The organism is Paenibacillus aceris (genome assembly GCF_017874035.1).
Lineage (GTDB): Bacteria > Bacillota > Bacilli > Paenibacillales > NBRC-103111 > Paenibacillus_E > Paenibacillus_E aceris.
The window spans coordinates 77,050-96,673 of record NZ_JAGGKV010000009.1 but is presented as its reverse complement, the minus strand read 5'-3'; the positions used below and the strand labels follow the sequence as shown (position 1 = coordinate 96,673).

At 45.4% G+C, this 19,624-nt stretch carries 20 protein-coding genes; 6 read left to right on the top strand and 14 right to left on the bottom strand.

Going from position 1 to position 19,624, the window contains the following annotated elements; translation table 11 throughout:
- Positions 1-215: 215 nt before the first annotated feature.
- From J2Z65_RS17910 to J2Z65_RS17900, 3 genes are all read right to left on the bottom strand, one after another.
- A complete protein-coding gene (locus tag J2Z65_RS17910; RefSeq protein ID WP_167057836.1) occupies positions 216-779 on the bottom strand; it encodes a HupE/UreJ family protein in 564 nt (187 codons plus the stop codon).
- On the bottom strand, positions 776-1,465 hold the full coding sequence (locus J2Z65_RS17905) for a hypothetical protein (RefSeq protein ID WP_167057838.1): 690 nt from the start codon (positions 1,463-1,465) through the stop codon (positions 776-778). Before J2Z65_RS17905 ends, J2Z65_RS17910 begins: the two co-directional genes overlap by 4 nt.
- 197 nt (positions 1,466-1,662) lie before the next feature.
- Positions 1,663-3,291 (bottom strand): PAS domain-containing sensor histidine kinase, encoded by a 1,629-nt coding sequence (locus tag J2Z65_RS17900; RefSeq protein ID WP_167057841.1) that lies wholly within the window; start codon positions 3,289-3,291, stop codon positions 1,663-1,665.
- 173 nt (positions 3,292-3,464) lie between these two features.
- Between J2Z65_RS17900 and J2Z65_RS17895 the strand changes: the two genes are divergently transcribed.
- Both J2Z65_RS17895 and J2Z65_RS17890 read left to right on the top strand, forming a co-directional pair.
- Positions 3,465-3,719, top strand: coding sequence for a hypothetical protein (locus tag J2Z65_RS17895; protein ID WP_338111677.1), 255 nt, complete (start codon positions 3,465-3,467; stop codon positions 3,717-3,719).
- A 100-nt stretch (positions 3,720-3,819) separates the two neighbouring features.
- Positions 3,820-4,248, top strand: coding sequence for a cupin domain-containing protein (locus J2Z65_RS17890; protein WP_167057843.1), 429 nt, complete (start codon positions 3,820-3,822; stop codon positions 4,246-4,248).
- A gap of 52 nt (positions 4,249-4,300) precedes the next feature.
- On the opposite strand, the gene J2Z65_RS17885 is transcribed toward J2Z65_RS17890, so the two are convergent.
- The 3 genes from J2Z65_RS17885 to J2Z65_RS17875 are packed head-to-tail and all read right to left on the bottom strand — an operon-like array spanning position 4,301 to position 6,318.
- The gene (locus tag J2Z65_RS17885; RefSeq protein ID WP_167057845.1) at positions 4,301-5,473 is read right to left on the bottom strand and encodes an alanyl-tRNA editing protein; all 1,173 of its coding nucleotides are present in this window, start codon (positions 5,471-5,473) and stop codon (positions 4,301-4,303) included.
- Entirely contained in the window at positions 5,466-5,918 is a 453-nt protein-coding gene (locus J2Z65_RS17880) for a GNAT family N-acetyltransferase (RefSeq protein ID WP_193580917.1), read from the bottom strand. Before J2Z65_RS17880 ends, J2Z65_RS17885 begins: the two co-directional genes overlap by 8 nt.
- Before the next feature lie 4 nt (positions 5,919-5,922).
- Positions 5,923-6,318: a ribosomal maturation YjgA family protein gene (locus J2Z65_RS17875; RefSeq protein WP_167057848.1), complete on the bottom strand. Its 396-nt coding sequence runs from the start codon at positions 6,316-6,318 to the stop codon at positions 5,923-5,925.
- Between the two features lie 155 nt (positions 6,319-6,473).
- On the opposite strand from J2Z65_RS17875, the gene J2Z65_RS17870 reads away from it, so the two are divergent.
- Entirely contained in the window at positions 6,474-7,970 is a 1,497-nt protein-coding gene (locus tag J2Z65_RS17870) for a peptide MFS transporter (protein ID WP_167057850.1), read from the top strand.
- A 586-nt stretch (positions 7,971-8,556) separates the two neighbouring features.
- Entirely contained in the window at positions 8,557-8,721 is a 165-nt protein-coding gene (locus tag J2Z65_RS17865; RefSeq protein ID WP_161411725.1) for a hypothetical protein, read from the top strand.
- Positions 8,722-8,764: 43 nt separating this feature from the next.
- On the opposite strand, the gene J2Z65_RS17860 is transcribed toward J2Z65_RS17865, so the two are convergent.
- Positions 8,765-9,601 (bottom strand): MmyB family transcriptional regulator, encoded by an 837-nt coding sequence (locus tag J2Z65_RS17860; RefSeq protein WP_167057853.1) that lies wholly within the window; start codon positions 9,599-9,601, stop codon positions 8,765-8,767.
- Positions 9,602-9,745: 144 nt separating this feature from the next.
- Between J2Z65_RS17860 and fabF the strand changes: the two genes are divergently transcribed.
- Entirely contained in the window at positions 9,746-10,981 is a 1,236-nt protein-coding gene (fabF, locus tag J2Z65_RS17855) for a beta-ketoacyl-ACP synthase II (RefSeq protein WP_167057855.1), read from the top strand.
- A 94-nt stretch (positions 10,982-11,075) separates the two neighbouring features.
- On the opposite strand, the gene J2Z65_RS17850 is transcribed toward fabF, so the two are convergent.
- The 4 genes from J2Z65_RS17850 to tdh form a co-directional block, all read right to left on the bottom strand.
- Positions 11,076-12,158, bottom strand: a complete 1,083-nt coding sequence (locus tag J2Z65_RS17850) for a PQQ-dependent sugar dehydrogenase (protein WP_240159687.1) — start codon at positions 12,156-12,158, stop codon at positions 11,076-11,078.
- A 149-nt stretch (positions 12,159-12,307) separates the two neighbouring features.
- Positions 12,308-12,871 carry an Hcp family type VI secretion system effector gene (locus tag J2Z65_RS17845; RefSeq protein ID WP_167057857.1) on the bottom strand — a complete coding sequence of 188 codons (564 nt, stop codon included), beginning with the start codon at positions 12,869-12,871 and terminating at the stop codon, positions 12,308-12,310.
- Positions 12,872-13,450: 579 nt separating this feature from the next.
- Positions 13,451-14,626: a glycine C-acetyltransferase gene (locus J2Z65_RS17840; protein ID WP_167057859.1), complete on the bottom strand. Its 1,176-nt coding sequence runs from the start codon at positions 14,624-14,626 to the stop codon at positions 13,451-13,453.
- 90 nt (positions 14,627-14,716) lie between these two features.
- On the bottom strand, positions 14,717-15,757 hold the full coding sequence (gene tdh / locus J2Z65_RS17835) for an L-threonine 3-dehydrogenase (RefSeq protein WP_167057862.1): 1,041 nt from the start codon (positions 15,755-15,757) through the stop codon (positions 14,717-14,719).
- A 142-nt stretch (positions 15,758-15,899) separates the two neighbouring features.
- On the opposite strand from tdh, the gene J2Z65_RS17830 reads away from it, so the two are divergent.
- Positions 15,900-16,460, top strand: coding sequence for a helix-turn-helix domain-containing protein (locus tag J2Z65_RS17830; RefSeq protein ID WP_167057864.1), 561 nt, complete (start codon positions 15,900-15,902; stop codon positions 16,458-16,460).
- 42 nt (positions 16,461-16,502) lie between these two features.
- On the opposite strand, the gene J2Z65_RS17825 is transcribed toward J2Z65_RS17830, so the two are convergent.
- The 3 genes from J2Z65_RS17825 to J2Z65_RS17815 are packed head-to-tail and all read right to left on the bottom strand — an operon-like array spanning position 16,503 to position 19,562.
- A complete protein-coding gene (locus tag J2Z65_RS17825; RefSeq protein WP_167057867.1) occupies positions 16,503-17,765 on the bottom strand; it encodes a Gfo/Idh/MocA family protein in 1,263 nt (420 codons plus the stop codon).
- A 60-nt stretch (positions 17,766-17,825) separates the two neighbouring features.
- Positions 17,826-18,665 carry a carbohydrate ABC transporter permease gene (locus J2Z65_RS17820; protein WP_167057870.1) on the bottom strand — a complete coding sequence of 280 codons (840 nt, stop codon included), beginning with the start codon at positions 18,663-18,665 and terminating at the stop codon, positions 17,826-17,828.
- Between the two features lie 12 nt (positions 18,666-18,677).
- Positions 18,678-19,562 (bottom strand): carbohydrate ABC transporter permease, encoded by an 885-nt coding sequence (locus tag J2Z65_RS17815; protein ID WP_167057873.1) that lies wholly within the window; start codon positions 19,560-19,562, stop codon positions 18,678-18,680.
- Between the last annotated feature and the right edge of the window lie 62 nt (positions 19,563-19,624).

Genomic DNA, 19,624 nt, shown 5'->3' with positions numbered 1-19,624 from the left:
GTTGACAACGGATTTGATGGAGCATGTATCAGAATGGCTCGGTATAGGCACTCCCCCTTACACATAAAAACACAATAAAAAGCATGTCAATTAATTATGTATTAGTTGTTTTTATGTACGTTTAATTGTAGTTTATTGTTGTTTTGTTTGTGGGATGTTAAATACATCTATCGATTTTGTAAAGGAGGCGTGTAAAGTAAGCTCTACACTATCCGCTATATCACACGCTCGATGAACCAATAAATGCCGAACAAGCCGATCATCCCTGATACGCCATAAACCGTCTGGATGTTCCAACGGGTTTGTCCAATCTTATTGATAATCGGCAAAAGAGCAAAAAGTACGACCAACTGTCCTAATTCAATCCCCAGATTGAAAGAAAACAACGGCCATGCAATATTTCCTGTGAACCGACCTTCAAGCACTCCTGCGAATCCGAAACCGTGAATAAGACCGAAGAATGCTGTTATCATCCAACGCCACTTATGCTGCTTGCGGAGCACATTTTCTGCCGCGACAAACACAATGCTTAATGCAATTAAAGGTTCAATGATTGTCCCGGGAATCGATACGATGCCCAGCGCTGCCAATGCTAGCGTAATACTGTGCCCGACTGTGAAGGATGTGACAATTTTCAAATATTCACGCCATTTCAGGCGGACGATAACTAAACCCAAGAGAAATAACAGATGATCATACCCTGTGAACAGGTGCTCCATGCCAAACCATATGTAAGTCCATGCATCAAATAGCCACTCCGGAATAACAACTTCCATCATCGGTTCCTCCTCTTTGTTCTGAGTCTTATCAAATATCCTAGAACGATTACAAAGGCTCCTGTAGTCACCAGCAATATCAGCAGAATCCACGGAGAGAACTTAATGATCCTCTGGACGGCTTCTTTCGGACTATTTGGATTCAACCTAAGCTTTAAAATTTGATGATCCTTGTCAAAAACAAACTCTCTTGTCGAGCCGTCAACAGATACAATGCTGGCAAAGTTGTGGTGTGTCGGACTTTCAGTTGTGACAAAGATGTCATACTTGATGGCCACTTCCTTAACTGTCTTCCCAAAATCATAATCAAGGTTCAACTTGATCATCTGCAGCCCGACGCCTCGTTCCGTCATCTCCATAGACACAAGCTTTGGCGGCAGTTCGGTATTATCCGCTTTGACGGACATCCAGCGCGCCACGAAGTTCTGCAATTCTGATTCCTTCTGATTGGCTTCTTCTATTGTAACTGTACCGTCTTGATCGAGATCCAAATTGAGAACCGGTTGCATTTCATCTGGAAGAAGTAACAACTCGTACCGTACACCGACTTCCGTGAGTGTTACATTAGAATAACCATAGGAGGAGTTGTGTGCCGTGACTGCTTGAGGCTGAAGAAGCGTCCAGGCTAACAGTAACGTGAAAATTCGAAATCTGCCTATTATTCGTTGATGATTTGATTCTTTGCCCAAATTCTCCCTCCTTTCAGAATAACAACATAAAACTCATTAAATAATTTGTTTTAATTAGTGATTAGTTGTATTGTATCTCGTTTTTGTTCGTCCATTGTTATTTGAATTTAATTATTTTGTAAATATCTTTACGAATCAAAAAGGACTGCCCCATAGTAGTACATCTACTAAGGAGCAGTCCTTTCATTATTTTGAGATCAGCTAGCTGAAATCGGCAAGAGTATTTCAACCGTTGTTCCCTTATCAATGACACTTTTGATTTCGAGATGGCCGCGGTGCGCTTCTATGATTTTATGACATACCATTAATCCCAGACCGGTCCCTTTCTCCTTCGTTGTGTAGAAGGGTTCTCCTAACAGTACGATACGTTCCTCTGAGATTCCACACCCTTCGTCAATGAAACGAATCCTGATCTTGTTGTCGTCCGTTTCCAATGCGATAACGATATTACCTCCATCCGGCATCGCTTCAATGGCATTTTTAAGAATATTAATAAAGACCTGTTTCAATTGATTCTCTTCGCATTTAATAGCTGGAATCCCGGCTGCAATCTCGGTATGAATTTGTACATTATTCAATATGGCTTGCGTGTCAAGCAGCGACATGACATCATCTACAATTTTCCGAATATCTTTCATCTCATAGTTCACTGCCTGCGGTTTGGCAATCACCATAAACTCGCTAACGATATCATTAATTCGATCTAATTCAGATAGCATAATTTGAAAATAGTACTGATAATTATCAACTTTGGACTGTAATAATTGCACAAATCCTCTGAGTGAAGTCAATGGGTTTCGAATTTCATGGGCTACACCCGCCGCTAACTGCCCCACAATCGAAAGTTTCTCGGATTTTAACAACAATTCTTCCGTTCGTTTGCGTTCTGTAATATCTTTCACTATGCCGTAAACGCCATCAATTTTATCGTTTAGAATAATCGGAACCATTTTTAAGTTTAATTCGACATTTTTCCCTGCTTTATTGGTGAGCGTAATTTCCGTGTCGTTGGCCTCGCCCATGACCGCTTTTTCGAACTGGCACCATGCTTTTTCATGATCATCTTCAATAAGGAATGGGATAAAAACCCGGTTTTGAAACTCTTCTTCCCCATAGCCGGTAATCTTCTCAGTTGCTGGATTAACCGTTTGTACATTTCCTTTTAAATCTAATGTAAAAATAGCATCCGGATTGTGCTCAACAAGCGACTTATAGCTTTGCTCCCTTTCTTCCAGGAGACATTGGGCTCGTTTACGCTCCGTAATATCTCTGCATAATAATTGCACAGCTGGCTTGCCAAGAAAGACAATAGGTACTTCTCTAACTTCAACATCAATGATGTGCTGGTCTATGCGCAAAAATTTCTGGTCCATCGGTTCCGTAGGCTGCCTATCCACTGTGATTTGCTTCATTCGTACGAACGAAATGTCTACAAAATCAGGATGAACGAAATTGATGACGGATTGGCCGATAAGCTCCTCGGGACAATTCGCGCCAAGTACTCTTGCACCGGCAGGATTAATGAAGACAATGATCCCATCGCTGTGAACAACGATCGGCTCTGGTGAATGTTCGACTAGGATCCCGTAACGTTCCTCGCTTTCAATAAGCTGCTTTTTCAATCTTTTCAAACAAAAATAGAGGATGAAAGCTGTGATAATCACATAAAAAAGTCCCTTTGAAGAATTTACAGAAATAGCTTCAGAGAATTTCAGCATATTGATTAATCGATCGGATAGAATAACCCACAAACTACCAACTAACACATAAATGATCGTGACTTTTAATGAGCTTTTTACTCTTTTAGATTTTGGACTATTTAACATATCGATCGACTCTTCCTTAGCCATGTCATTTTATTGTGAATGATTTGCTAGTTGATTATATCATTTATGAACGAAAATACTTATTGGATCTTTCTCCCATTCTTTACAAATCAAACGCACTAGTTCTATCGGACGAACATATACTAGTTTAAGACAGATAGAAAGGAGGTTACATGATGAAAAAAACGGATTCCTATCGAATTTGCAATAAGTACCTCAATCGCGTTGTGATGATTAAAACAGCACACGGGACTTACAAAGGAACCATTGTAAAAGTAGACAACAATAAAGTGTATTTAAGACCGATAAGAAACGGAAAACAGGCGCAAATCTCTTTTCTGCCTTTTATTATACCGCTCGTACTGTTTGACCTCTTAGCCATCGCTTTATTGGATACAAGACCTTTCTTCCCTTGCCGCACATTCTAAATATGATAATCAAAACCCCCATCTGCATTCAAGATGAGGGTTTTTTGCATGATTTTCATAGCATCCTAATATTTTGAATCATAAGGAGGTGTGTTTGAAAATGGAGCCAACACGCACTTGTCGATTAATCCGTTCATCACGGACTTATCACGGCAAGCAAGGCTTTGATTATGCGGAAGCCATATCCAAGGAAAGCGTTGACTCACAAGGAATTTGCATGCATCTATTGACAATTCCACCCGGCCAAAGAGCAAAAGCACACCTGCATCAAGCACACGAGACAGCTATTTACATGCTAAAAGGGAGATCCGCCATGTGGTACGGGGAGAAGCTAGATCAGCATATGGAAGTAGAAGAAGGCGATTTTCTCTACATCCCTGCCGGCATGCCTCATCTCCCCTATAATCCGAGCGATACGGAATCTTGCACGGCTCTGCTGGCGAGAACGGATCCGAATGAACAGGAGAGTGTCCTGCTGCTCCCTGAACTTGAAGCGTTATGGCTGAAGCAGCAAGCTCCCGCAGATTAACTCACATACAGGCAGAAGATCTACAGTGGATCAACTGCCTGTTCTCTTTTACTCAGCCTTCTTTCAACCGGAGTTTAGAGTACTCAAAGAAAGCTGAAGCGTCATCCCAAGACGGGAATCCTGCTTGAGCGATCTTGTCGCTTCCCCCGCCTTTACCTTGGTAGGTTCCCAAGTTCGTTTTAAAAAATGCTCCACAGGATAAGGAGGAATCATGATTCGCAAGTACAACTTTATTCTCCGTAAGAGTAGCTAGCAGTACAGGGAGATTACTTTCGGCCGTTAGCTTGCCTGCCAGACTCTGCAAATCTTTCAGAGATTTCTCTTCAAACACATGTGCAATGAGGTTACCTTCCCGACTGGACAAAAGTTCTTGTACCATATAAGCGTCGTTTTTCTCTTTTAAATCTGCTAACTCGGCTTGAAGCTTTTTTTGCTCAAACTCCCACTTCTCAATTCGGTCGATTATTTCATCTTTCCCCGTGTTGAATTTATGAGACAAAGCACCCAATATCTTTAGGTTATCATTAAATTCCTCCAGCGCACGGTATCCGCATTTAAAGTAAATTCGCGTATTCCCTTTCTGCTTTTCCGCTTTCAGCAGCTTGATCATTCCAATTTCACCTGTTGACGAAACATGGGTGCCTCCGCACGCGTTATACTCGACATCTTGGATTTCGACGATTCGGATATTCTCGGTCACCTTGGGCTGCTTAACAAGCGGCAACTGGGCTAACTCTTCTGCGGTAACGAAATAACTCGCGATGCTGCGGTTCTTGTATATTTGCTGATTCACTTCGGTCTCGATGGCGGCTAATTGACTCGAAGACAGCTCCGGCTGTTCAACATCAATCGTGGCATAATCCGTCCCCAAGTGAAATGAGAGGGTCAGGGCTTGATAGAGGTCGCGGCATACGGCAGATAACAGATGTTGGCCGCTATGCTGCTGCATATGATCGAACCTTCGATTCCAATCCACCTTGCAGGCCGCAACGCCTTTACTTGGTAAACTTGCAACTTTATGCAGCACAGTCTCCCCTTCACTGCTAACATCCAGAACAGGAATGCCATTGATGGAACCTTCATCACAAGGCTGTCCGCCCCCATGCGGATAAAACGCGGTTTCCTCCAGAATGACGTAATACCCGTCTTCTCGTTCCAAAACTTCGCTGATTGTTGTTTGCCATTCCCTTATGGACGCAGATTTGTAGTATAGCTTATTAGACATGAGAATTTTCCTTTCTGTTCATGGCTTGATCAGGTTCTGCCGTGAAAAAACGCTCCATCACAACATAATCTTTGCCGCCTTTAGTAAATTGAAGATCTGTACTGGCAAGACCGAATTTTTCATAAAAAGAGACCTTGTTGCTCCTCGCATTGCAATAAATCCGTTTCACACCCGCTTGATAAGCCTCCTTAAGCATGTGCGTTAGCAGGCGGCTTCCATAGCCTTTGCCCTGATCGGAAAGCCTTGTAGCGAATTTTCGAAATTGTGCTTCCTCTCCGTCTATGAATAAGGAGACAACGGAAATTAGCGCTCCTTCTTCTACAAGGCCATAGTGCACACCTTTCTCATCATCACTAAGCTGAACATAAGTCAGATCACGTTCTGGCCACATAACTTCATGCCGCAGCTGCCAGGCTTGCTCTTTCTTTATATGTTTGATTTCCATCCCATCATCTCCAAAGCGAAGTTGTATACTTGCTGCGCTGAAAGACGTACTTGTCCACGCCATATGCTATGGCAATGCCAATCACGTAACGCAATAAATCAATTGTCAAAAAACCTCTTCCAAGAACCAGCGATCCAACGGCAGTCCTTCTTAGATCTACTATCCATTCCGCTTGGTACAACTGACTGAATTCAATACCAAAGCAGAAAATGACGCCGAGACTTACTGCCCAAGCTAACTTTCTTTTCATCCAAATAAATCGAAATCCAAAATAAACCATGCTTGCCCAAAGAATATCCCCGGCATTCTCGGAAATAACATCAGGAAATACATAGGAGTACCTCCTGGAGCCTAAACCCAGGACGATAGTAATGAAAATGGCTGCAGCATATTTTACCATGAATGACCTCTTCGTTCGAATTTGAATTTGAAAAAAGGACTTGCAAGTACCTTTTTCATTGTAAAAAAAGTTTATAACTTTATCTACATGGGAAATCTACCTTGAGGGGATACAGCAGTGGACTCATAACAAGTTTCTATAAAGGAGATTGCTTCATGTCCGATGTCAATAAAAAGCAGCAGGTTGTATCAAGCGTTCCGCAACATGGTTTCTTGGGCCACCCGAAAGGGTTGTTCACGCTCTTCTTTACAGAATTTTGGGAACGATTTTCCTATTATGGCATGCGTGCAATACTTGTTTACTATATGTATTATGAGGTATCCAAGGGCGGTTTGGGAATTGCCGAAAATACGGCTCTGGCGATTATGTCGATTTATGGCTCGCTTGTCTATATGTCCGGCATTATCGGCGGCTGGCTGTCCGATCGGATTTTCGGAACTTCAAAAGCGGTTCTGTATGGCGGTATTTTCATTATGTTCGGCCATATCGTCTTGGCTGTGCCTGGGAGCGTAGCGTTGTTTTTCGTTTCTATGGTCCTGATTGTGCTGGGCACCGGGATGCTGAAGCCTAATGTATCCAGCATTGTCGGTGAAATTTATAGCGAAGAAGATGCGCGCCGCGATGCAGGATTTAGCATTTTCTATATGGGCATAAACCTCGGAGGCTTTCTAGCCCCCTTGATCGTCGGCACCGTCGGGATGAACTACAATTTTCACCTCGGTTTTGGATTAGCAGCGATCGGAATGTTTCTAGGCTTAGTCGTTTTTATGTTTACAAAGAAAAAAAACTTAGGACTCGCCGGTACATTTGTTGTAAACCCGCTCTCGCCGTCTGAGAAAACTAAGGTGATGACATGGATCGGAATAGGCGCTGTCATCATCATCGCAATCCTTGCCGTCACGATTCCGACAGGCTATCTCACCTTTAAGACATTTAAAGCCATCATAGGCTTGTTAGGGATCCTAATTCCAACTCTGTATTTCATTGTCATGTACAGAAGTCCTAAAACAACCGGCATCGAGCGCTCCAGAATTATTGCCTATATCCCGCTTTTCATTGCCTCCGTCATGTTCTGGGCGATCGAAGAGCAAGGATCAACCATTCTCGCCAATTACGCGGACCGGCGGACACAGTTGGATTTTGCAGGCATACATATTTCTCCGGCATGGTTTCAATCCTTAAATCCGCTATTTATTATCGTGTTTGCGCCGATATTTGCGTGGTTTTGGGTCAAGCTCGGAGATCGTCAGCCTTCCATCCCTACCAAATTTTCATTAGGCTTGCTGCTTGCCGGCTTATCCTTCCTTGTCATTCTTGTGCCCGCCTACTTCGGTGGCAAGGAATCCCTCGTCAACCCTTTATGGCTTGTACTCAGCTATTTCATTGTGGTGCTCGGGGAACTATGCTTATCTCCTGTGGGTCTGTCAGCTACGACTAAATTAGCCCCGGCTGCATTTTTAGCCCAAACAATGAGCTTGTGGTTCTTATCGAACGCCGCGGCACAGGCCATCAATGCGCAGATCGTGAAGTTCTATACGCCTGATTCGGAAATGCTCTACTTTGGGACAATTGGAGTCATTGCTTTGGTCCTCAGCCTCGTTCTCTTCCTCTTAACTCCAAAAATCCAGGGATTTATGAAGGGAATTCGATGATTCGGGACCTCTGAATACAAAAGAACCTCCTGATCCACTAAAGATGTGGAGATGGAGGCTCTTTTGTGTACTTAGTATGGGGGCAATCTTTTAAGGGCACTTCAATAAATTAATTAACGTGCTTTTCTTTTTCTGCGATGAAAAACGAACCAAGCGATTCCAATGATGCCTGCCAACAGAACCGCGCTAAAGAAAAGAATGTAGCTCAAATGAAATAACCGAATGGGAATCCCTCCTGTGTTATATTATCGCCCGCTCAGGAAAGCCGTGAGAAGCCATTGAAATGATTCTCCACGAGTTCTCTCCACTCACGAAATCGAACTCGTTATACGCAAAATCTTCATGTCGATCGCAGGCATGAAGTTCATACTCGGCATTTCCGATCCGAAATGTCGCTGAAGCCTCACAATACGAACATACTGCTGAATTAACTTTTTCCATTTTCAACCTATCACCCGCCGAACAATCATGTCATTACTTCCCATAATGCCACTTTTTTATCATTTCCATACCTCAGGCATGAAACTTGTCCTCTGCACATAGTATTGACTATAGAATAAAGCGTTTCCAAAAGGAGTTGATGTTCATGTTCGATCCAAGAGAATGGACCAAACAGCTGAAATCCATCCATGGCATTGTAAGAATCATTTACGTCAACGAACACACCGGATTAGCAAAGCTTCGCTGCACATTTACCAAAGAGCAGCAAAAAGCATTAGAACGGGAAGACAAAAAGTTATCACACTCGTAAAAATGATGAAAAGGAACGCTTTTACAGCGTTCCTTTTTTTATACTAAATTTTGCTCATCAGCAGTTTTACTTTTGAATCGGTATCGGAACCGGGGGACGATGTATACACACTGCATCTTAAATCAGCCCTCCCCTGCACTTGCAGGGTAGTCAAATCAAAAAGCAGTTTCCCCACCTTCGCATGTCGAAATTCAATGAACACTTCGGGCGCACTGCTCACATCGCTCTGATTCCAAAAAGTCCGAAAATCCGGATTCTCCGCACTAATCCGCTCAATAAACTCACTGTACCAATTATCTCCTACATATTGTCCATAATAGGATCGAAATATCGCCAAGAAGCCCATCACAAAATCTCGCCAGTTAACGGCCAATGCTTTTAATTCTTTTCTTGTAAAAAGCAGCCAAATTAAATTCCTCTCTTCTAGCGGAATCATTGCAAAATCCAAAAATATGGCTGCCGCGGCTTGATTCCAGCCCACAATATTACACCTGCGATCCGAAATGATGGTCGGGCAATCATGAAGTTCATCCAAAATTCTAAGTAAAGCCGGGGACACCGTCGGCGCTTGATCCACAATCGTAGTTGGCGCAGGCTGTTCGAGAGCCAGCATGAATAAATATTGACGTTCGTCCTCGTTTAACTGTAAAGCAGAGGCGATACTTTCCAGCACTTGTACCGACATTTTTATTTCTCTTCCCTGCTCTAACCAGGTATACCAGGTTGTGCTCACACCGGCTATCGCCGCTACCTCTTCCCTCCGCAGGCCTGGCGTGCGTCTTCGGCTGCCGCCAAGAAGCCCTGCATCACCGGGCTTAAGCCTTGCACGATGTGCAGTTAAAAACTCGGAAAGTGCTTGCAGCCGTTCCTTCGTATTCACTTCATTTCCTCCTTAACATCGCAACATAGAAGTCATTATACCAGTATAAACCGTAACTTGTAATAGGATAACAAATGTGACATTCTATTGACAAAAGAAGTTGCTTAAACTTTCTTCAGTCCGATTAGGAGGCGTAATAAGTATATGAAACGTGTCGTTATCACCGGTATGGGCGTCATTACCCCCATTGGCAATCAAGTAAATACATTTTGGGAAAATCTCATCAGCGGTACATCCGGGATTTCCAAAATAGATCATATGGATGTTTCCGATTATAAAACCAGTATCGCCGGCGTCGTTCGCAACTTTGATGCGGAAGCGGCCGTTGGTCGGCGGGATGTGCGCCGAATGGATCGCTATACGCAATTTGCTGTAGCTGCAGCCAAGCAGGCGCTTGACGATGCTGCGTTAACCATTGACGAAACCAATGAAGAGCGCGTTGGGGTCTATATCGGCTCCGGCATTGGAGGCATTCAAACGATGTTGGACAACTACCGCACACTTCTGACCCGCGGACCCAGCCGCGTGAGTCCGACGGTCGTGCCGATGATGATCGCCAACATGGCGGCCGCACAAGTCAGCATTTTGTTCGGAGCCAAGGGGCCTTCCCTCGCTCCGGTCACCGCCTGCGCCACAGGCAACAATGCCATTGGCGAGGCATTTAAGCTCATCCAGCGCGGAGGCGCAGATGCCGTCATTGCCGGAGGCGCCGAAGCAACGGTCATCGACCTGGCGCTGGCGGGGTTCGGCAATGCAACGGCCTTGTCGACGCGGAGCGATGCGCCGGAGAAAGCGAGCCGCCCGTTCGACGCGCAGCGCGACGGCTTCGTCGCCTCCGAAGGCGCCGGCGTGCTCGTGCTGGAGTCGCTCGAGCACGCCGAGCGCCGAGGTGCCCGTATCCATGCCGAGATCGTCGGCTATGGCTCAACCTCGGACGCCTATCACATTGTGGCGACCGATCCTGAAGGCTCGGGGGCTTACCGAGCCATGCGCGAAGCGCTCTCCGACGCCGAGCTGGCGGTAGAGGAGCTCGACACGATCAACGCGCATGCGACGAGCACGCCCGCCGGTGATCTGTCGGAGACACTTGCCATCAAGCGGCTGCTCGGCAGCCGTGCTTATGAAGTTCCGGTCAGCGCGAACAAGTCCATGCTTGGGCATATGCTCGGCGCAGCTGGCGGTGTAGAAGCTGTCGCGCTGATTAAAACATTACAGAACAACTTGATTCCGCCGACCATCAATTTGGAAAATCCAGATCCAGCTTGTGACCTTGATTATGTACCCCTCGTGGCAAGAAAAGCGGAACTGCAATACGGCTTATCCAGCTCTTTCGGATTCGGCGGTCATAATGCCGTACTCGTTTTCAAAAAGTACGACTGACCTTCACACCTCTGCAACGCAAATAAACCTAATCCTTACAGCAGCAGCTGGGCGGATTAGGTTTATTCATTTTCCTTTTGCTTCGTATTACACGCTATTTAAGCATTAATAGCCGGTCATCATTTGCCGACGGCTTGCCTCTGCCGTCCGTATTGTTCGTTATCACATAGATATTGCCATTGTGAACCTTGACATCCCGAAGTCTTCCTTCGCCTTCCAACTTCACGGTCAAAAGATTTGCACCTGGATTGTACCTGTATAACTTCTCGCCTTTCAATGCTGCAATCAGCAGTTGCCCTTCAGCGTCAAAGGAAATCCCTGATGGAGCAATAGCGATATCTCCAGTTTGATAGAGCGGACTTACCATGCCCTCTTTTTTAGCGTTACCGATAATGACTGGCCATCCGTAATTGCGGCCTTTTTCAATCAGATTGATTTCATCATGCCCGCCAGGATCTCCTGAAGGACCATGTTCAGAGCTAAACATACGCCCCTGCTTGTCCCAAGCAATACCTTGCGGATTCCGATGCCCGTAAGTATACACGTAAGACTTCGGAAACGGGTTGTCAGCAGGCACTTTACCATCAAGGGTCATGCGTAAGATTTTCCCCGCGGTGCTATTCACATCTTGTGCAAGCGCGTCTTGCGTGGCGTCACCGGTTGTCATGTATAACATTTTGTCAGGGCCGATCCCAAGTCTGCCTCCATCGTGGTAAATAGCGCCAGGGATACCCTCCAGCAGTGATTTCGTTTCTTCCCATGCGCCGTTTTTCTCCTGCAGGACAATGACTCGATTGAGGGTTTTCCCCTTCTCCTCATAAGTATGATAGGCGTAAGCCTGCCGTGATTCGGAAAAGTCCGGAGCAAGTTGAATCCCTAGAAACCCGCCTTCGCCTTCAAGCTTTAGCGGTTTGCGGAGCCGTACCTTTTGACGTGTTATGGAGCCATCATTGATTTTAACAATATTGCCCTCACGTTCACTCACATAAATCGTATCTCCGTCGAATTGAATCGACCATGGTATATGCAGCTTGTCTGCAATGATGGTGTAGGCATTGACTTTTGTTTGACTATCTACTGCTTCTATCTTGTTTGTTGAATTGTACTTTCCAGTGCAAGCTGTACTTAGCAACGCGGCTGCCAGAAGTAAAATGCCTATTTTCATAGAATTGTTCATAAGCGTCCTCCTAACAAATGATTCCAATTATATCGACTCGGAGAGGAAAAGTACAGATACGTGAAACAGTAGAAAGGGCTCCCCACAAGGCTTTTCAGACCTTCCGAGACAGCCCTTTCTTTTTTACAATTATATGCTTCTATGTTCACTTATTTTTTCTGATTTTTCGTGAAGTCCCAGCCGCCCGTTATCGTAGTGACTTTCCCATTAGGGCCGATCATATTGTATTTTATGGCTATCGATCCATAGTTCAGTTCAACAGATTCATTCGTTTCAAACATTCGAAATGAGTTTATTCTAACTTTTTCTAAATCAATGATGATCGACGGTCGGTTATCTTCGCTGTTCGCACGTATGAAAACAAGTTGACCTTTTTCGATCCATTTCCCCGAAACTGAGCTCAGAAACAAAGGAATTGAGGAGGAATCGAAATTTTTGTTCAAAACGATCGGACTCTGTTCTGCTTTACTTGACCCTGAACCGGATCCGCTGGCCGTACTGGCTGCTGTCGCATTATTTTGCACCTCGAATGAAAACGACTGAAGCTCGATCCACTTTTCGTATCCTTTTGCTTGCGACTCCCCTTCAATGCCGTCCAATTTCAAATAAACCTTGTAATCTTGACTCTCCGCAGCCGCATGTACAACGCTAAATACCAGCATGTACAAACTTATGATGATAAAAGCAATTGTTTGTTTACGAAACCTTCTCAAGCCCATCACTCCTCATTCTTATTGTTACAAAATGTAACTACCAACCTAATATATAGGCTAAAATACGTTTTTATTCCGCGAATCCAACATTGATCCATGCGGTCATATGAACTTAGTGGTAGTGCGAACTATGGTCCTCTATTTAGTCCAAAAGCCGTCATTTCACAGCTTGGTGGGAACTAGGATCCGCTATTTTGCTGAAATAGGCCGTATTACATCATGCAAGGGTAAATAAGAGCCTGTGGTTCCCTTTGGAGCATGGAAATAGCACTATTCTCACAAATAGCGCCGTGTAGTTCCCATTCAGCTTCCTCCGCTGCTGTAAACAAAAGAAAAGGCTGTCCCCAACGTAGAAATTTCTACATTTAAGACAGCCCTCGATATTTTACTTTACTTGCTGCGTGTGGCTCATTTGCGGTATTTCACCCGACTCCGCTTCGTACAGCTCATTTACGGTACTTCACCCAACTACGCTGCATGCAGCTCATTTACGGTACTCCACCCGACTCCACTGCATACACACTACCTAAGCCGTTTCGTACCACTACTCTCGTTCATACCGTGCCCTAGCAAGGTCCCTTACACCAGACCGAATTCCCTGCCAACCTTTTGCAGGCTGTTCAAGGCAAAGGCCAAATCTTCCTTCGTATGCTGCGCTGTAACGATCAGACGTACACGCCCTTTGTCCATGGCTACGGTTGGATAGACAATACCTTGCGCAAATACGCCTTCTTCCAGCAAGCGGTCAGAGAACCGCATTGTTTGCGCAGGATCACCGATAATGATCGGAATGATCGGCGTTTCGCTAGCTCCTGTATCAAAGCCCAGCCGCTGCAACTCGCTTCGGAAACCATTAGCGTTCTCCCATAGCTTTGTTACTAAATCCGTGCTGTCGCGCAGCACCTGAATCGCAGCCAAACAAGTAGCTGCCACGGCTGGCGTCTGCGATGTGCTGAACAAGAACGGTCTCGCTGTATGAATCAAGTGTTCTTTCAGCAGCTGAGCACCCGCTACATAACCGCCAACGGCGCCAATGGCTTTGGATAGTGTTCCAATCTGAATATGGACGCGTCCGTGAAGTCCGAAGTGGTCTGTAGAACCTTTGCCGTTTTTGCCCAAAACACCACTCGCATGTGCATCATCGACGTATACAATGGCATCGTAGGCTTCTGCCAATTGCACAATTTCGGGAAGCGGCGCAATATCGCCGTCCATGCTAAATACGCCATCGGTAACTACAACGCGCTTGCGGTGCTTTTGCGTTTCTTTGAGAACCGCTTCCAGCTGATTCATGTCTTTGTGGGCAAAAATTTTGCGGGCTGCCTTTGTGAGCCGAATCCCATCAATAATGCTTGCGTGGTTCAATTCATCACTAATGACCACGTCTTCTGCACCTAGAATCGATGATAACGCGCCTTGATTCGTCGTAAAACCGGATTGGAACACGAGTGCCGCTTCAGTACCTTTAAAAGCTGCCAGCTCAAGCTCCAACTGCTCATGAATATCGAGCGTCCCTGTAATTGTGCGCACTGAGCCGCTGCCGACTCCATATTTCTCGATGGCTGCAATCGCCGCTTCCTTCAGTTTGGGATGATGGGTCAATCCCAAATAGTTGTTGGACGACATTTGGAGAATTTTTCTCCCGTTCAAATTCATCCATGTATCGGAACCGCTTTCCCATACTTTAATAGTACGGTAACGTCCATCCCGCTTCCAACCTTCAATATCAGCAGCCAAATCGTTTAAGTAATTCATGTGCGCCCTCCTAAAAGTTTGCGAAGCAGGCTTACTTCATAAGCCTTCGCCTCAGAGTTTATGGAACTAACTTACTCGTAAGTATTTACATTAGTGTGTAAATACGATTTTGCCGCATTGGCCTTCATGCATTAACCGAAAGGCTTCCTCATATTGATCGAGCGTGAATCTATGTGTGATAACCGATGCAAGATCGACTCTATGTTGGTTGAGCAAGCCCTTCATTTGGTACCAGGTTTGGTACATTTTACGACCCGTGATGCCTTCAACCTTCAGTCCTTTAAAAATAATCTGATTGGTTACGTCCAAGCTTACTTCTTTCGTCGGAATACCGAGCAAGGACACCCTGCCGGCGTTTGCAGCGGCTTCAAATGCATCCGCAATCGCGATCGGGCTTCCGGACATTTCGAGCACCACCTCAACGCCTTCTCCGTCGGTCAGTTTGCGCAATTCCTCAGATGTACGCGTTTCCATTGCGTTTATCGTAACATCCGCTCCCATTTGCAAGGCCATGTTCAATCGGTTTGGATTAATGTCTACCGCGTAAATCGCCCCGGCTCCGCATGCTTTAGCCACCTTTATGGCAAGCAATCCAATCGGCCCTACACCGATAATTGCAACCGTTTTACCGACAATGTCTCCAGATAAAACGGTTTGCACGGCATTCCCCAGCGGATCCTGCAAACAAGCAATTTCAAACGGCAATTCAGGTGCATTATGAATAATATTACTGGCTTTCACAACCGCATATTCAGCAAAGCAACCGGGTGCGGTAATCCCAAAGCTTTTGGTATTCGGGCAAACATGGCCATTTCCAGTCCGGCAAGCTTTGCAGCTGCCGCAAATCATATGTCCCTCTGCCGATACATGATCACCGATCTTAACGCTTCTTACACGGTCTCCGATATCAACAACGATCCCTGCAAACTCATGACCAAACACATTCGGGGTTAGGACGGTTTTGTCAGCCCATGCATCCCATTTGTATATGTGCAAATCCGTTCCGCAAATGGAAGTCGCCTTAATGCGAACCAGCACTTCATCGTCACCACACGTGGGAACAGGAACTTCTTTTAATGTAGCACCGGGCCCCCGGTGTTCTTTAACCAACCCTATCATCGTTGCACCCATCTTCATTCCTCCTAGGACAAACATACAATATAATATACATACGTGCGTTTTACTGTCTATATATACCATAGTACACGAATGTATGTTATATTGTAAATAGGCATTTTTTTCGGATAAAAATTGAATATAAGGAGTCACGCAGATGCATGAACCGATCCACAAAATGGTCGGCAGGAAGCTGCTGAACATACGTAAAACAAGAGGTTTAAGCTTAGATCAGGTGGCAGAATTGACAGGTGTCAGCAAAGCGATGCTGGGACAGATCGAGCGTGGAGATTCCAACCCTACCATCTCCGTACTTTGGAAAATCGTAAGCGGTCTGCAAATTTCCTTCACAAGCTTGATTGAAGATGATGAACCGAAGATTACGGTCGTCCGCTCTCAAGATCTTTCTTCATTTGACGAAGAGGACGGACAATATCGTGCTTATCCGCTCTTCCCTTTTCACCCGCAAAAAAACTTTGAAATCTACACCGTCGAAATGGAACAAGGTTGTACTCATGCTTCAGAGCCGCACAACGAGGGCGTAGAAGAGTATATTCTGATGGTCGAAGGCAAGCTTCAAATTTCCATTGCGCAGGAGAGCTACATTCTTCAACCGGGCGACGCGATCCACTTCACAGCCGATCGACCGCATACGTATACGAATTTGTCCGATCGGAAAGCGATATATAAGACGCTCATTTATTATCCGTCCTCCTAAAAAAACGCAAGCAGCCAATTCCACTGGCCGCTTGCGTTTTCTTTATACGGTTACAAGTCGATGATAGAACTCTTCAATCTCTATTGGCTTGCCGCCATTCAAGCGGGATTCCTCCGCTGCAAACGACATGAGATGGCTGCGCACGGAAACGGATGCGGAAGAGCTGCTTTCCCCGCCGTTATACGTTCTGACTTCGCGTAAAAAGCTTCGAACGATGCCTGCATCGCCTCCGCCATGCCCTTCTTCCGATGCATGTACATGGACCGTTGTTTTTTCGTTCGTTACAAAATCATGGATGGAGAACTCGTTCTCTTCCATATTGCCGCGGATGTCACCCTTTGTGCCCATGATTTGCAATATTCTCGTGTTATCACGCGTAAATCCGCACATGCTGAACATCGCTGTCGCACCGCTGGCAAACTCCATATTGACCACTTGGTGGTCAACGACATTGTTGTCGCTGCGATAGACGCACTTTCCGTATGGAGTTGTACGAAGCGCCTCCACAATGCCATCATTGCTCGTATCTGTCGTAAATTTACGTGCCCAGCGACGGCCAGCGCCCAAATAATATTTAGGTGCGAAGTACTGGCAAGTCGATTCAGCCGGACAGCCGTCCAAACAACGCGACGGCGCACCCGCAGGGGCGTTCTCTTCATTGAAATGCATCAACGAACCGAAGGAGCTGATACGCTGGCAAGTCTCGCCCATAATATAGGAAAGAATATCCATGTCATGGCATGATTTAGCTAAAATCATTGGAGAAGACTTATCGGAATTATTCCAATTCCCGCGGACAAAGCTGTGCGCCATATGCATGTTACCGACATTTTCATTCAACTGAATGTTGACAATTTGTCCGATTTTACCTTCCTCAATCACACGCTTCATTGCCGTCCAGAAGGCTGTATAACGGAGGACGTGGCAAATGGTCAGCAGCCTGTTGTGCTTCTTCGCCATAAGCTCCATTTCCACGCATTCTTCCGGACTTGGCGACATCGGCTTCTCCAGCAGCACGTGGTAACCAAGTTCCAGCGCTTTCAGCGTAGGGTGATAATGCATTTGATCCTGCGTACAAATGATAGCGATATCCGCAATTTTGGGCTGTGCGAGCAGCTGCTCCCACTTATCAACCGAGCGCTCTGGAGCAATCTGATGCGCGGATGTGAATGCAGCGCGACGTTCCTCATTAGGCTCAGCAACTGCTACAATTTGTAATTCGTGCGGATAATTCAGCGCAAATGGCGCATAGGCTTGCGCTCCGCGATCTCCCGCGCCAAGCAGGATAGCCGTAACTTTTTGCATCGAAAATTCATCTCCTGTGACTTCATTTGTATTGTCATAACAGCTAATAAATGATGGACCTTAAGACTTGCTGCCTGTGAATGCAATCCCTTGAATAAAGGAGCGCTGGAAGACAAAGAAGATCACGATCATGGGCAAAATGGCCATCATGGAGCCTGCCATAATGATCGTATAGTTTGTTTTGTGCTCTCCTTCCAAGAACGCGATTCCTGCGGAAAGCACCATTTTATCCGGCGATGAGTTGACGATGAGCGGCCACATCAGGTCGTTCCATGACCACAACATGGTGAAAATGGCCAAGGCAATCATCCCGGATTTGGCTAGCGGCATCATAATTTGCCAATAAATGCGGAACTGGTTGCAGCCATCCAGCTTTGCAGCTTCTTCAAGCTCATTTGGCAGCGTCATGAAAAATTGACGAAGCAAAAACGTCCCGAAAGCGCTGAATAAACCTGGCACAATCAAAGCTGTCAGAGAGTTCAGCCAGCCAAGATCTTTCATAATCATATACTGCGGAATGAGAAACACTTGCCCAGGAACCATAAGTACAGAAAGCATCAGAATAAAAAAGAAGTGACGTCCTGGGAAAGCAATCCTTGCAAACGCATATGCCGCCAACGAACAAATGATTAACTGACCAATGACCTTAACCAGTGTCGTAATCAATGTATTCCAATAGAAAGTAAAGAACGGCAAGTTCACAAAAACCTTCGCATAATTGCTCCATTGAAAAGCTTTAGGAAACAATACGGGAGGAATTGCCGTTGACTCCCCTAACGTTTTTACCGATGTAAGAAACATCCAAATAAATGGCGTAACCATAATAATTGCGCCCAGTATGAGGATGAAATGGATGCCACCGATCTGAAGCGATTTCTGATTGACTGGTTTCGTATTCATACACTCGCCCCCTTATTCGTAGTGAACCCATTTCTTTTGAATTTTCATTTGAATATACGTAATCACCATAATAATGGCGAACAATAGCACAGCGATGGAAGAAGCGTACCCTTTGGCATTTTTGAGGAAACCGTATTTGTAATATAAGAAAACAATCGACTGCGTAGATTCCATGACGATATCGCCAACCATCATATAAATGAAGTCAAAGACTTGGAATGCACCAATGAGTGACGTTACCATGACAAAAAATATCGTCGGCGTCAACAGTGGCATCGTAATGCGTGTGAATTTCGTGAACGCCCCCGCCCCATCAATCGACGCGGCTTCGTAATACGACTCTGAAATACCTTGAAGTCCGGACAAAAAGATAATCATATGACTGCCGATGGAACTCCAGATCGCAACAATAATGATCGATAATAAAGCCGTACGATTATCCGTCAACCAATGCGGGCCTGGAATGGACAAACGGCTCAGCACGTAATTGATCAGACCAAAATCGGAATTGTAGAGCCACTTCCATACCATCGCAACCGCAGCGGGCATCGTGACGACAGGAAGGAAATACAAGGTCCGGTATACCGAAAGCCCTTTTACCTTTTGATTCAGCAGCACAGCAAGTATGATCGATAAAATGATGCCAATCGGCACCGCCGTGATGATATAAATACTCGTATTTCGAAAAGCATAGAGTAAGTCTTTATCCGTAAAAAGTTTCTTGTAATTCGACAAACCCGACCATGTATACTTGCCAAATGAACCCCAATCCGTGAATGAAAAATAAAAAGTTTGAAACACGGGCCAAATATAAAAAACTAGCAAACCAAGCATTAATGGTGTGATCATGATGTACGCCCACATCCAATCGGACCGGCGCTTCGAGCTGATTCGCATGAGTACTCACGCTCCAATGAGTGTAGTAAGGAGGGAGATTCGCTTCATTGTAAGCGAACCTC